Origin of the sequence: Amycolatopsis sp. cmx-11-12 (genome assembly GCF_046269425.1) — a bacterium.
In the GTDB taxonomy this organism is placed as follows: Bacteria; Actinomycetota; Actinomycetes; order Mycobacteriales; family Pseudonocardiaceae; genus Amycolatopsis.
Genome location: NZ_JADNQM010000046.1, coordinates 1 through 13,102, shown reverse-complemented (window position 1 = coordinate 13,102; position 13,102 = coordinate 1). Strand labels below are relative to the sequence as shown.

General features: G+C 68.5%; 12 protein-coding genes. 5 read left to right on the top strand and 7 right to left on the bottom strand.

The features are described 5' to 3' along the window. Position 1 precedes the first annotated feature (1 nt). From ACLARN_RS38720 to purD, 5 genes are all read right to left on the bottom strand, one after another. Positions 2–772 (bottom strand): ESX secretion-associated protein EspG, encoded by a 771-nt coding sequence (locus ACLARN_RS38720; RefSeq protein WP_409496453.1) that lies wholly within the window; start codon positions 770–772, stop codon positions 2–4. A 4-nt stretch (positions 773–776) separates the two neighbouring features. After that, positions 777–2,456 carry a hypothetical protein gene (locus tag ACLARN_RS38715; RefSeq protein WP_409496452.1) on the bottom strand — a complete coding sequence of 560 codons (1,680 nt, stop codon included), beginning with the start codon at positions 2,454–2,456 and terminating at the stop codon, positions 777–779. Between the two features lie 10 nt (positions 2,457–2,466). Further along, complete coding sequence (locus tag ACLARN_RS38710; RefSeq protein WP_409496451.1) at positions 2,467–3,108, bottom strand: DUF3558 domain-containing protein; 642 nt, start codon at positions 3,106–3,108, stop codon at positions 2,467–2,469. Beyond that, positions 3,059–3,445 (bottom strand): hypothetical protein, encoded by a 387-nt coding sequence (locus tag ACLARN_RS38705; RefSeq protein ID WP_409496450.1) that lies wholly within the window; start codon positions 3,443–3,445, stop codon positions 3,059–3,061. The genes ACLARN_RS38710 and ACLARN_RS38705 overlap by 50 nt, the downstream gene beginning before the upstream one ends. A 150-nt stretch (positions 3,446–3,595) precedes the next feature. Next, entirely contained in the window at positions 3,596–4,858 is a 1,263-nt protein-coding gene (purD, locus tag ACLARN_RS38700; RefSeq protein WP_409496449.1) for a phosphoribosylamine--glycine ligase, read from the bottom strand. 176 nt (positions 4,859–5,034) lie between these two features. Between purD and ACLARN_RS38695 the strand changes: the two genes are divergently transcribed. Together ACLARN_RS38695 and ACLARN_RS38690 are read left to right on the top strand one after the other, a co-directional pair. Beyond that, positions 5,035–6,153 carry a glycerophosphodiester phosphodiesterase gene (locus ACLARN_RS38695; RefSeq protein WP_409496448.1) on the top strand — a complete coding sequence of 373 codons (1,119 nt, stop codon included), beginning with the start codon at positions 5,035–5,037 and terminating at the stop codon, positions 6,151–6,153. Between the two features lie 170 nt (positions 6,154–6,323). Next, on the top strand, positions 6,324–7,862 hold the full coding sequence (locus ACLARN_RS38690; RefSeq protein ID WP_409496447.1) for an amino acid permease: 1,539 nt from the start codon (positions 6,324–6,326) through the stop codon (positions 7,860–7,862). Here ACLARN_RS38690 and ACLARN_RS38685 read toward each other — a convergent pair. Continuing rightward, a complete protein-coding gene (locus tag ACLARN_RS38685) occupies positions 7,846–9,066 on the bottom strand; it encodes an MFS transporter (RefSeq protein ID WP_409496446.1) in 1,221 nt (406 codons plus the stop codon). The two genes, ACLARN_RS38690 and ACLARN_RS38685, sit on opposite strands and share 17 nt — an antisense overlap. Before the next feature lie 463 nt (positions 9,067–9,529). Here ACLARN_RS38685 and ACLARN_RS38680 point away from each other — a divergent pair, with 463 nt between their 5' ends. After that, a complete protein-coding gene (locus ACLARN_RS38680) occupies positions 9,530–10,024 on the top strand; it encodes an OsmC family protein (protein ID WP_409496445.1) in 495 nt (164 codons plus the stop codon). A 91-nt stretch (positions 10,025–10,115) separates the two neighbouring features. Here ACLARN_RS38680 and ACLARN_RS38675 read toward each other — a convergent pair whose 3' ends face one another. Next, positions 10,116–11,402: an adenylosuccinate synthase gene (locus ACLARN_RS38675; protein WP_409496444.1), complete on the bottom strand. Its 1,287-nt coding sequence runs from the start codon at positions 11,400–11,402 to the stop codon at positions 10,116–10,118. Positions 11,403–11,456: 54 nt separating this feature from the next. Here ACLARN_RS38675 and ACLARN_RS38670 point away from each other — a divergent pair, with 54 nt between their 5' ends. Beyond that, the gene (locus ACLARN_RS38670) at positions 11,457–12,137 is read left to right on the top strand and encodes a hypothetical protein (RefSeq protein WP_244197040.1); all 681 of its coding nucleotides are present in this window, start codon (positions 11,457–11,459) and stop codon (positions 12,135–12,137) included. Positions 12,138–12,323: 186 nt separating this feature from the next. Continuing rightward, positions 12,324–12,962 (top strand): HNH endonuclease family protein, encoded by a 639-nt coding sequence (locus tag ACLARN_RS38665; RefSeq protein ID WP_409496443.1) that lies wholly within the window; start codon positions 12,324–12,326, stop codon positions 12,960–12,962. Positions 12,963–13,102 lie beyond the last annotated feature (140 nt).

Here is a 13,102-nt window from a genome sequence, read left to right as displayed (position 1 = left end):
CTCAGAAGTCGGAGACTTCCCGGATCCTCGTCGCCAGCAGCTGGTTGTCCGCCGGGGTGATGGTCGCCCAGTCCCGCCCGTCCCGGTTCCGCGCGACCTGGAACAGGTATCGCCCCGCGTCCGTGTCGTAGAAGGCGACCACGCTGTCCGCGCGGCGAGGGCGGCCGTCGCGGCCCGCGCGTTCGACGCCGAACTGGCCGCAGGCCTCCTGGCCGAGCAGCATGCCCGCCACTTCCTGGGCCTGCCACAGCGGGACGTCCAGGTCTTCCAGTGCGGTCACCATCGCTTTCGCGTCGCCGCGGGCGGCGGCGTCGGCGTCGCGGAGCAGGTCGTGCGGGATGCTGATCGACTGGCCAACGCCGGGGCCGAGGTCACCCGCGACCGAGACGGCGGCCTCGGCGAGGGAGCTTTCGCGGGCGGGGATCAGCCACACCTGGCCGGAGTCGATGACGCCGAGCAGCGCCTGGTTGCCGACGCTGACGGCCTGGCCCTTGATCTCGCGGTCGGTCCACACCCAGACGTCGATCGCGACGCGGGGGTGCGCGAACAGGTTCAGCATGTCGACCAGCTCACCCGACGCCTGGTGCCCCCGCGCGAGGCCACGCTCGCGCAGGGATTCCCAGGCCTCTTCGATCAGTGCCGCTCGCTCCGTATGGGTCGTTCCGGGGCTCGGCACGTCGAGTGCGACATGGCGGCGGGGCAGCCGTTCGGCTTCCCAGAGCATTTCGAACTCGAGTGCGGACAGCACCAGGCTGCCGTTGTCGTTCGGCACAGGTTCAGCGCGCTTCGGAGTTGCCGTGGTCACCGATGACGTCGGGCGAAACCATGCGCTCGTCGGTGAACAGGTCCTTGTCGTCGACGCCGTAGCGGCGGATGTGCTCCGCGTCCTCTTCGACGTCCTGGGTGGCCGCGCGCTCCATGAACTTCGACTCGGCCTTCGGCTGCTTCGCGCCGATCTTCTCGGAGCGCCGCATGGCCTCCTCTTCGGGAAGCTCGCCGATCGGCAGCTGACGGGTCGGCTTCACGCCACCGCCTTCCTGACGGGGACGGCGGTCGCGTTCCTTGTCGCCGCTCAGCGCGCCGCCCGCGACACCGGCGCCGAGCGCGGCGGCACCGGCTCCCAGGTCGCCCGCGGCCGGGCCGGTGATCTTCGGGACGGCCGGGAAGCCGCGGCCGGATTCGTTTCCGGCGGCCAGCGGTGCCTGCGGTCCCGTGCCGACCGAGCGCCCCTTGCCGAGAGCTTGGTCGCCTCCAGCCTGGCCACCGCCGACGCCACCGAAGACGCCGGGGCCCGAGCTAGAGCCGGGGCCCTTGCCGAGAGCGCCGTCGACGCCGGGGCCGGTGCCGAACGACTTGCCCGCCGGCTGCGCCGACGTGGTGCTGTTGCTCGGCGGCAGGCTCCCGGTGGACTGGCCAGGCGGGACGTTCGGGGAGCCCGGCGGGAGGTTAGGCGTACCCGGCGGGACGAACGGCGGAGAGCCGGGCGAGCCGGTGACCGGGTACGACGGCCTGCCCTGTTCGGGCTGCGGAGCGGGCCGGTTCGGCGTCACCCAGCCGCTGCCTGGCGCAGGCACCGGCCGCGAGGTGCCCGACGGCGTGGTCGGCGCGGAAGCCGCGGGAACCGTGGCACCGCCATGAGGCGCCGAGGAGCTGGTCTTCCTGGCCGGAGCGCCGCCGCCGAGTGCGACACCGTAGGCCGGGGTCGGCGCGTCGTAGGACGGCGACTTCGGGTTGCTGACGGGCTGCACGACCGGCGGCACGTACTTCGACTCGACGGCGGCCGACGCGGGCCGCACGCTGCCGTCCGGAGTCAGGTCGGTGGCCGTGCCCGCGAGGTCGAGCGTGCCGGAACCGCCGCCTGTTCCGGCCGCGGTCGTGTTCTGGGTCAGGTTCATCGCCTGCGGGTCGGCCAGGGTGTCGGTCGACAGCAGGTTCTCGCCGCTCGTCTTCGCGTAGTCGTTCAACGCCTCCTGCGCCTGCGCCCGCGCGTTGTTCGCGGCGCCGACGCTCTTCGCGTGGTCGGTCTCGAACCCGATGAGGCTCAACACGACGTCACCGAGGGTCAACCCGCCCGCGCCCTTCCGGACCACTTCCGGGTCGGGGAGCTTGTGCAGCGTCCGGTTGAAGGCCTCACCCTGGGCGAAGATCATCTCCGCGGAGTGCGAGACCTTCGAGTTCGCGTCCTGGGAGAAGCCCGCCTGCTCGGTGAACACCTCGCCGGCGGCGCCACCCGCCTCGCTCTGCCATTCCACGCCGAGCCTGCCCAGCTCGTCACGCAACGTCTTGTCGGTGTCGGCGAGCGCGGTCGCGACGGACTTCAGCGCGTCGACGGCGATGCCGATGCTGCCGGTGCCGTCGCCGCTGCGGAAGCGTTCGATCTCGGTCGCGATCCCGGTGTCGGTGTAGCCCTCGAACCGAAGATCGCGGAGCCTGCCCGCGAGGTCGGAAACGTTCACGGCGCCCTCCCTAATTGCGTGCTTTCAAGGTCTGCAATGCCAGATCGGCCACCTGCGCGGACATCTCGCACAGCTGCGGCCTGGTGAACGCGCCGGCGGTGACGGTGATGGCCCGCGCCGCCAGCGTCTGCCCTTGGGCGACACCGACGAGCGTTTCGCACTCACCCGGCGTCCCGGCGTCGCGGTAGTTCGTGACGGCGGGAAACCCGCCGACCGCCTTCGGTTCGGTCGTCATGCTGTTCTTGCGGCGCTTGCCGGTGAGCCACTCCTCCACGTCCGCGGTGACCGTGCGGACGTAATAGGTGTGGAAGGGCTCCGCTGCGTCCGCGTCGAAGACACAGGTCGGGCCGTCGATCGGTTCCGCAGCCGCACGCGGTTTGCTGTTGATCTTGAGCTGGTCGAGCTGCGGAGCGGTGACCAAGGCGCACGGATCGACGCCCTGAAGACTCAGTTCGGCGGGCCTGGCGGGCAGCGCGGACGCCTTGGCGCCCTGAGTGGCCGAAGCCAGCGCAGGTTCGTTGGGAAACGCCTGTCCGCCCGTGTCCGTGGCACATCCGGCCAGCGCGAGGGTGAGCACTCCGCCGGATACCAGCACACGGGGCCTACGCCCGGTGTACACCACGGTCCCCGAACGCGGCGGCCTTGTCCGCATCGCTGGTCTTGTACTCCTTGGCCGCCGTGCGGAGTTGCTTGACCAGCCCTCGCAGCCCGGCGATGTACGCCTTGACCTGCGCGGCATACGACGTGTCACCGTCGGCCACCAGCTCGTTCCAGACGCTGGTCGCGTGCACGCTCACGGTGTCGTTGGCCGGAGTGTCGATCCGCAGCTGGTCGAGCCGCGTCAAAAGCTTGTCCTGCAGCGCGTCGACCTGCTGTTCGACGATCTTCGCCACTTCGAGCAGCTTCGACGGATCGACCCGGATATCGGCCACCGACGGCGGAACCGGGACCGCCGACGCGAGGTCCTGGACCTTGCTCGATCCTGACATTCCCCACCCCTTAGAAGTACGCACGGTGACCGTTCGCCCTGCCGAGGCTACCAACGCCGATGTATCGGTTGCCTAAGCTTTGCAGGAAATACCGGGTTTGACGCACCGGTTGCCGGGACGGTTCCGTCCGAAATTCACGAGGCCCCAATTTCACGAGACAGGGGTGGCGATCTCTCCCTTGGCGGCGAGCAGGGCGATGTCGGTGCGATGGTGCGAGCCGGCCAGGTGGACCTTCTCGACCGTCGCGTAGGCGTCCTTGCGGGCGGCCTTCAGGTTCTTGCCGGTGCCGACGACCGACAGCACGCGGCCGCCGGAGGAGACCACGGCGCCGTCGTCGCGGCGGCGGGTCCCGGCGTGGAGCACGCCTTCGATCTCGCCACCGGTGATGACGTCACCGGTCCTCGGCTTGCCGGGATAGCCGTCCGCGGCGAGCACGACGGTGACCGCCGCGCCCGAGTCCCAGTCCAGCGGCGGCAGGTCGGCGAGCTTGCCGGTCGCCGTCGCGTGCAGGACCTGGCCGAGTGGGCTGCGCAGCAGCGCCAGGACGACCTGGGTCTCCGGGTCGCCGAAGCGGCAGTTGAACTCGATGACCTGCGGGCCTTCGGTGGTCAGCGCGAGACCGGCGTAGAGCAGGCCGGAGAAGGTGGCGCCACGGTTGTCGAGTTCGTCGACCACGGGCTGGACGATCCGCTCGACGACGTCGTCGACCAGGTCTTTCGGCGCCCACGGCAGCGGCGCGTACGCACCCATGCCGCCGGTGTTCGGGCCAGCGTCGCCGTCGCCGACGCGCTTGAAGTCCTGCGCGGGCAGCATCGGGACGACCGTGCGGCCGTCGACGAAGCAGAAGAGAGAGGCCTCCGGGCCGTCCAAAAAGGACTCCAGGAGCACCGGGTGGCCGCCGTCGAGCAGCATCAGGGCGTGCTTGCGCGCGACGTCGACGTCCGTGGTGACCACGACGCCCTTGCCGGCGGCGAGGCCGTCGTCCTTGACCACCCAGGTGGGGCCGAAGCGGCCGAGCGCGGCGTCGAGGCGGGCCGGGTTGTCGACCACCTCGCAGTGCGCTGTCGGCACCTTCGCGGCCGCCATGACGTCCTTCGCGAACGCCTTCGAGCCCTCGATCCGGGCCGCGGACGCGGACGGGCCGAAGCAGGCGATGCCCGCCTTGCGGACCGCGTCGGCGACTCCCGCCACCAACGGGACCTCGGGACCGACCACCACCAGGTCCGCCTGCCACTGCTTGGCCAGGGCCGAGACCGATTCGGGATCGGCCGCTTCGACACCGAGCTGCTCGGCCACCGAGGAGGTGCCGGCGTTGCCCGGGGCACAGGCCAGTGCGGTGACGGAAGGGTCTTCCGCGACCGCGAGGACAAGTGCATGCTCACGGGCGCCGGACCCGATTACCAGTACGCGCACGACGCACAGGGTAACCGGGCCGGTGAGCCACGAAGACGTCGCCGTCCTCGTGCGGGTGGTTCCATCCGGCGTTCACCCGGCGGTCAGCGCCCCGCCGGTCCGTCTTCGCCGACCGGACGCCTCCTGCGTCAAGGGTGGCGCGGTACCCGCGTTCAAGTCGAAAGAGGTTACCCACCATGCGAAAGCGCCTGGGCGTGCTCGCCCTGTCCGGCCTCGCCGTCCTCAGCGTCACAGGGCTGGCCGGCGCCGCCGAGACGGGTGCCCAAGATGTGTCGGCACAGGCAAGGGGTCACGATGGTCCGGTGATCGTCGGACACCGCGGCGCGCCCGGCTACCGCCCGGAGCACACGCTCGCCTCGTATGAGCTCGCCTACCGGCAGGGCGTCGACTGGGTCGACGTCGACCTGGTGCCCACCAAGGACGGCCAGCTGGTCGCCCGGCACGAGAACGAGATCGGCGGGACCACCGACGTCGCGAAGCACCCCGAGTTCGCGAACCGGAAGACGACGAAGGTCATCGACGGCGCGTCGTTCACCGGCTGGTTCACCGAGGACTTCACCCTCGCCGAGTTGAAGACCCTGCGCGCGACCGAGCGGATCCCGCAGCTGCGGCCGAACAACAAGCTCTACGACGGCCGCTACCAGATCGCCACCTACCAGGAGGTGCTCGACCTGACGCGCCGGCTGGGCCGCGAACTGCGCCGTGAGCTGGGGACCTACCCGGAGATCAAGCACTCGACCTACTTCTCCTCGATCAAGAACCCGACCGAACCGAAGCTGGTCGAGGTGCTCAAGCGCAACGGGCTCAACCACCCGAAGGCGCCGGTGATCATCCAGTCGTTCGAGGTGTCGAACCTGATCGCGCTTTCGCGGCAGGTGCGGGTGCCGCTGTTGCAGCTGACCTCGGCGACAGGCGCTCCGGCCGACTTCGTCGCGAAGGGCGACCCGCGGACGTACGCCGACCTCGTCACGCCGGTGGGTCTGAAGGAGATCTCGAAGTACGCGGACTACCTGGGCCCGGAGAAGGCGCAGGTCATCCCGGTGGTGAACGGTGCGCTGGGGCAGCCGACGAGGCTCGTCGCCGACGCGCACAAGGCCGGGCTGAAGGTCGGGCCGTACACGTTCCGCAACGAGAACAACTTCCTCCCGCAGAACCTGCGCTCGTCGGCGAACCTCGCCGAGTGGGGCGACGCGTTCGCCGAGCAGGAGGCGTTCCTCAAGGCGGGTGTCGACGGGTACTTCTCCGACCATCCGGACACCTCGCTGGAGGCCGTGAAGGCGTTCCAGGGGCGCTGACCGCCGCTTCGCGCGTGTTATGAACGGACCTTTCATAACAGATTTTGTTATGAAAGGTCCGTTCATAACAACGGGGCACTTCTTGACGGGACCTTGACACACCCAGGTGAGCGGGCCTAATTTCGGCGGATCTCAATGGTCTGTCCGCATACCTTTTAAGTGGGTGCCCGATGGATGTCTCAGATAAGCAGGCCGCCGAACCCGCCGACGAAGACAGTGCCCGGCTCCACCAACTCGGCTACGCGCAGGAACTCCGGCGCACGATGTCGACCTTCTCCAACTTCGCCGTCTCCTTCACGATCATCTCGATCCTCTCCGGCTGCCTGACCCTCTACGGGTTCGGCATGAAGACCGGCGGTCCCGCCGCGATGATCTGGGGCTGGCCGCTGGTGGGTCTGTTCGTCATCCTCGTCGGGCTGGGCATGGCCGAGGTCTGCTCCAGCTATCCGACCGCGGGCGGGCTCTACTACTGGGCGGCGAAGCTCGCCCCGCGCAACGGCGCGGCCTGGGCGTGGTTCACCGGCTGGTTCAACCTCATCGGGCAGATCGCGGTCACCGCGGGCATCGACTTCGGCGCGGCCCTGTTCCTCAACGCCTTCCTCGACTTGCAGTTCAACTTCGAGGCGACGCCGGGCCACACGATCCTGCTGCTGGCGATCATCCTGGTGATCCACGGCCTGCTGAACACCTTCGGCGTGAAGATCGTGGCGTTGCTGAACACCGTCAGCGTGTGGTGGCACCTCGCGGGTGTGCTGGTCATCGTCGGGGTGCTGATCATCGTGCCCGAGAAGCACCAGGACGCGTCCTTCGTCTTCGGCGAGTTCGTGAACAACACCGGCTGGGCTTCACCGGTCTACGTCTTCTTACTGGGCCTGCTGCTCGCGCAGTACACACTCACCGGGTACGACGCCTCGGCCCATATGACCGAAGAGACCAAGAACGCGGCGAAGGCCGGGCCGCGCGGGATCATCAACTCGATCCTGGTGTCCCTGGTCGCCGGCTGGATCCTGCTGATCGGCCTCACCTTCGCCATCCAGAACTACGAAGGCGCCGCCGGCTCCGAGACCGGGGTGCCGCCCGCGCAGATCTTCATCGACGCGACCGGCGCGACGACCGGCAAGTTCCTGTTGCTGATCTGCATCGGCGCGCAGTTGTTCTGCGGCATGGCGTCCGTGACGGCGAACTCGCGGATGATCTACGCCTTCGCCCGCGACGGCGCGATCCCGGGGTCGAAGTTCTGGCACCGCATCAACAAGCGCACCCAGACGCCGACCAACGCGGTATGGCTGGCCGCGGGCGGCGCGCTCCTGCTCGCTCTGCCGTACCTGTGGAGCGCGACCGCCTACGCGGCGGTGACCTCGATCGCGGTCGTCGGCCTCTACGTCGCCTACGTGATCCCGGTGTTCCTGCGGGTGCGCAAGGGTGACGACTTCGAGCCCGGCCCGTGGAGCCTCGGCCGGTGGGGCAAGCCCGTCGGTACGGTCGCGACCGTCTGGGTGTGCTTCATCTTCGTACTGTTCATGCTCCCGCAGGGATCACCGATCACCATCGACAGTTTCAACTACACGCCGATCGCCTTCCTCGTCGTACTCGGTGGTGCGGCCGTGTGGTGGTTCGCCTCGGCACGCAAGTGGTTCACAGGCCCGAAGGTGCAGGGCTCCGAGGAGGAACTCGCCGCCGTGGAACGGGAACTCAAGGAACTGGGGTAGCGGCGGCCTCCCGGGCGCGGCCGACACGGACTCCGGTCACGGCGGCCGCGCCCAGCGCACCGACCCCGGCGAAGGCGTAGAAGCCCCACGGGTACGCGATCCCGGCGGTCAGCAGCGCGCCGCCGAGGATCGGGCCGCAGATCGCGCCGACCCGGCCGACGCCCGCCGCCCAGCCGATGCCGGTGGCGCGCTGCCAGTCCGGGTACGTCTTGCCGATGTAGGCGTACACGAGGACCTGCGCGCTGAACACGAATCCGCCGGTGAGGAACACGGCCACGTACAGACCGGCCGCGGGCAGTTTCACGCTCAGCAGGGCCAGGAACACCGCTGCCCCGAGGAACCAGAAGATCACCGCCGGCCGCACGCCGACCTTGTCCGCCACCCTGCCCGCGATGAGCAGGCCGACGACACCGCCGAGGTTCAGCGTGAGCAGCAGTCCGAGCGCCGCGCCGAGCGGATACCCGGCCTGGCGCATGATCTCCGGCAGCCAGGTGTTGAGCCCGTAGACCAGCAGCAGTCCCATGAACGACGTCACCCAGAACGCGATGGTGGCACGCAGGAGACCGCCGCGGAACAGCCCGCCGACGACCTCCGCCGCCGACTTGTCCTGCGTCTCCCGCGCCCGCTCGAAGGACTCGGATTCCGGCAGGTACTTGATCATCAACGGGATCATGACGAGCGCGGGCAGCGCGCCCGCGACGAACATCGCGCGCCAGCCGAGCGGCTGGATCAGCCAGATGCCGAGCAGGGCGGTGAGCACCGCGCCGACGTGGTAGCCGGTCATCACCGTGGTGGTCGCACTTCCGCCCTTGCCCTTGCGGGCGTACTCGGTGACCAGCGCGATCGCCGTCGGGAGACAGCCGCCCAGGCCGAGCCCGGCGAGGAAGCGGAACAAGCCGAAGAAGAACGCCGAGGGCGCGATCGCACAGAGCGCGGTGCACACCGAGAAGGCGGCGACCGCGATGATCAGCGCCTTCCGGCGGCCGATGACGTCGGTGATCGTGCCGATCGCCATCGCGCCGATCATCATGCCGATCAGGCCGAACGTCGAGATCACCGACGCCGTGCCCGGTGTCAGCCCCCAGACATGGTCACGGAGCAGCGCGGGCAGCACCGTGCCCAGGACGACCAGGTCGAATCCGTCGAGCAGCACCGCCGTCCAGGCGAGCGGGACCACCCACGAACGGGCCGTGGCAGGGGACATCGGGACCTCCAGCTGTGTTCGCTATGCGCACGAGTATGCACAATCCGAACTCTGTGAGCAAGGCCACGGGGCGAAAGAGGCTGAAGGGGACTTTCACCGCATGTCATGCGGTGAAAGTCCCCTTCAGCTCGTCTTACGCGACGATGGGCCCCTTCAGCCCTTTACGAGGTCTCCCAGGACGCGCCAGGTGCGAAGTCGCTCTTCGGAGTTCCGGGTGCCGGACTGGGTCGCGACGACCTCGGTCGCCCCGGCGTCGAAGTACCGGCGGATCTCGGCGGCGACGGTCTGATGTTGACGGCGTCCGCGGTGTCGCCGGACGGGAGCGCCACTCCGATGGTCATGTTCAACGCCAACGAATCCGCCGAAAGGATATTTCGGTGTTCACCGACTGGGATCACGCGCGCGGTTTCCCGGGTTGTCGCACCCTGGGCGCTGTCCGACACCTCGATCCTGGAGTGACCCGATGTCGCTGACCGATGTCATCGAAGGAACCAAGACCGCCGTCGACGCCGACCCGCGCAACGTCGCCGTCTCGTTCAGCGTCGCCAACGCGCTGAACCCCGGAACCGCGACCCAGGTGGACGTCCGCGTGCGCGACCACACGTTCACCGTCGACGAACCCGCCGCGCTCGGCGGCACCGACACCGCGGCGAACCCGGTCGAATACGCGCTCGCCGCGCTGGGCTCCTGCCAGGTGATCACGTACCAGTTCTGGGCGGCGAAGCTCGGTGTGCCACTCGACGGCGTGAAGGTGACCGTGAACGGCGACATCGACCTGCACGGGTTCTTCGGGTTCTCGTCGACCCGGCCGGGCTTCGGTGACGTACGCGTTTCGGTCGAGCTGAGCGGGCCTGCGGGTGCGGAGGCTTACGAAGATCTGAAGCGGCAGGTGGACGAGCACTGCCCGGTGCTGGACCTGTTCCGGAACGAGACTCCGGTGAAGACCTCGCTCACCTGACGTCTGGGTCGTCCGAGACGCAATGAAAGGCCCCTTCCTTGCAAAATTTGCAAGGAAGGGGCCTTTCATGTCACACGTGCGCCTCGAAACGTCAGACGAACTCGTGCCGCACGATCGTCTGTTCCCGCCCCGGGCCGACGCCGATCGCCGAGATCCGGGCGCCCGAAAGCTCTTCGAGCCGCTCGACGTACGCTCGCGCGTTCGCCGGCAGCTCCTCGAAGGTGCGACAGCCCGAGATGTCCTCGAACCAGCCCGGCAGTTCTTCGTAGATCGGCAGCGCGTGGTGCACGTCGGTCTGCGTCATCGGCATGTCGTAAGTACGGAAGCCGTCGACCTCGTAGCCGACGCACACCGGCACCTTCTCCAGTCCGGACAGCACGTCCAGTTTGGTGAGGAAGTAGTCGGTGATGCCGTTGACCCGCACCGCGTAGCGCGCGATGACCGCGTCGAACCAGCCGGTGCGCCGCGAGCGGCCGGTGGTGACGCCGAACTCGCCACCCTGCTTGCGCAGGTACTCGCCGGACTCGTCGTCCAGTTCGGTCGGGAACGGGCCGGAGCCGACGCGGGTCGTGTAGGCCTTGAGGATGCCCAGCACGGTGGTGATCTTGCCCGGGCCGATGCCCGAACCCGCGCTCGCGCCGCCGGACGTCGGGTTCGACGACGTCACGAACGGATAGGTGCCGTGGTCGACGTCGAGCAGGGTGCCCTGCGAGCCTTCGAGCAGCACGGTCTCGCCGCGTTCGAGGGCCTGGTTGAGCTGGAGGCGGGTGTCGGCGATGCGGTGCGCGAACTTCTCGCCGGCGGCCAGCACCTCGTCGGCGACCTGGTCGGCGTCGAGGGCCTTGCGGTTGTAGACCTTGACCAGCACCTGGTTCTTGAACTCCAGTGCCGACTCGACCTTCTGCCGGAAGATCTTCTCGTCGAGCAGGTCCTGCACGCGGACGCCGACACGGGCGATCTTGTCCTGGTAGCAGGGGCCGATGCCGCGGCCGGTGGTGCCGATCTTGCGGCTACCGAGGTAACGCTCGGTGACCTTATCGATCTCCACGTGGTACGGCATGATCAAATGCGCGTCGGCGGAGATCAGCAGTTTGCTGGTGTCGACGTCGCGTTCTTCCAGCCCGGCGAGCTCGTCGAGCAGCACGCCCGGGTCGATCACGACGCCGTTGCCGATGACGTTGGTGACGCCCGGCGTGAGGATCCCGGACGGGATCAGGTGGAGGGCGAAGTTCTGCCCGTCGGGAAGGACTACGGTGTGGCCCGCGTTGTTACCGCCTTGGTAACGCACGATCCACTGGACGCGGTCGCCGAGCAGGTCGGTGGCCTTGCCCTTGCCCTCGTCCCCCCATTGGGCCCCGATCAGCACGATGGCCGGCATGTGACACTCCAGGTGTTCGGCGACTTGTGGTTTGGCGCTGGTAAATGCCGGTGCATGAGCGTAACGGAGGGCCTTCGGGTGCGCGGAATAGTGGTGGTCTGTCCGGAGGGCGAGCCCACCCTCCCGGAGATCGACGACGTCGAAATGGTGCGCGTCCCGAGCCGTCCCGGCAAGGCGGATATCGACCCCTTGCTGGGGGAACACGATCACTTGGTGGTCGCGGGCACCGACGCGGACCTGGCGGCCGTCGCGCTTCGACTGTTGCGAAAGGAACAGCTCACCGGCGTGTCGCTCGGGTTCGTGCCGTCCTCGCCGGACTCCGACGTCGCCCGTATCTGGAGCCTGCCGACCCAGCCACTGCGTGCCCTCGCGCTCGCGCTGCGTGGCGAAGTGGACCCGGTGCCGCTGATCCGCGACGACACCGGCGGCGTGCTCGTCGGCCGCGGCGTGGTCGGCATGGTGCGCGGGGTGGCCTACTGCGACGAGCACACCGTCCTGCGCGGGCCCGCGCGCTCGATCGAGGTCGAACCGGACGCGAGCGGGCCGGGACTGATGGTCCGGGTGACCAAGGGGACGCTGTTCAAGCGGCCTTCGACGCAGTACGCGCGGGCGTTCCAGCTCGGCTGCATCCCGACCCGGCCGAGCAGCGACGGCGTCGTCCATCCGCGCGCGATGAGCCGGTGGACCTGGTACCGGCACACCGAGGACCTCCGGCTGGTCCGAGGTCTGGTGTAACCCGTTCGGCCCAGAACCATCCGCTGGACTTTCCGAATCTTTTTCGGCGGACGTACACCGGATCCTGCCTGCTAGCGACATCCTCTGTTCACGAATGGCCAGCAAGGTGTCACCCGATGGTGTTGCGCAGGTCATATCCGTGCCGCAAGGTGACTTGGTCCCCACACCTGACATGGAGGCAGCAATATGCCAACTGGGCTTGCTGTTCGTCGCTCATTCACTGTCCTCGCCGTCTCGGCGATCGTCTCGGCGGGCGTCGTCGGCGTCGCCGAAGCGACACCCCCTGGCATTCCGTCGACCGCGACCGCCAAATCGCAGCTCGCCGCGCTGACCGTCCAGCCGGACGGCTCGTCGAGCGGGTACAGCCGCGACAAGTTCCCGCACTGGTCCGATCAGGGCAACAGCTGCAACACCCGCGAGGTCGTGCTGAAGCGGGACGGCACGAACGTGCAGCAGGACAGCAGTTGCGCCGCCGTCTCCGGCAACTGGTTCAGCCCATACGACGGCGCGACGTGGAGCGCGGCGTCCGATGTGGACATCGACCACGTCGTCCCGCTCGCCGCCGCGTGGCGCACCGGGGCGTCTTCGTGGACCACCACGCAGCGACAGGCGTTCGCGAACGACCTCAGCGCGCCGCAGCTGATCGCCGTCACCGACAACGTCAACCAGGAGAAGGGCGACAAGTCGCCGGACGCCTGGAAGCCGCCGACCACCGGCTACTGGTGCACCTACGCGAAGATGTGGACCACGGTGAAGCACAAGTACAAGCTCACCATCAAGACGGCCGAGAAGACCGCGCTGACGGACATGCTCAACCGCTGCTGACCTCCCAAGTACATGAAGGCCCCCTTCCTCTTGGGTTCTAGTGGTGGTTGCAACACCTGACTTGTTCAGGGGTTGTGTTGTTCGAGATCCGTCAGACGCGGTTGCCTCAGGGGCCGCGGAAGCTGCTCGCCGAGCGGCGG

Bases quoted from the DNA above. Each gene is read 5' to 3' on its own strand.
- ACLARN_RS38680 (WP_409496445.1), top strand. From the start codon at position 9,530: ATGTCGCTGACCGATGTCATCGAAGGAACCAAGACCGCCGTCGACGCC.
- ACLARN_RS38690 (WP_409496447.1), top strand. From the start codon at position 6,324: ATGGATGTCTCAGATAAGCAGGCCGCCGAACCCGCCGACGAAGACAGT.
- ACLARN_RS38710 (WP_409496451.1), bottom strand. From the start codon at position 3,108: ATGCGGACAAGGCCGCCGCGTTCGGGGACCGTGGTGTACACCGGGCGT.
- ACLARN_RS38705 (WP_409496450.1), bottom strand. From the start codon at position 3,445: ATGTCAGGATCGAGCAAGGTCCAGGACCTCGCGTCGGCGGTCCCGGTT.
- ACLARN_RS38675 (WP_409496444.1), bottom strand. From the start codon at position 11,402: ATGCCGGCCATCGTGCTGATCGGGGCCCAATGGGGGGACGAGGGCAAG.
- ACLARN_RS38685 (WP_409496446.1), bottom strand. From the start codon at position 9,066: ATGTCCCCTGCCACGGCCCGTTCGTGGGTGGTCCCGCTCGCCTGGACG.
- ACLARN_RS38670 (WP_244197040.1), top strand. From the start codon at position 11,457: ATGAGCGTAACGGAGGGCCTTCGGGTGCGCGGAATAGTGGTGGTCTGT.
- ACLARN_RS38665 (WP_409496443.1), top strand. From the start codon at position 12,324: ATGCCAACTGGGCTTGCTGTTCGTCGCTCATTCACTGTCCTCGCCGTC.
- ACLARN_RS38695 (WP_409496448.1), top strand. From the start codon at position 5,035: ATGCGAAAGCGCCTGGGCGTGCTCGCCCTGTCCGGCCTCGCCGTCCTC.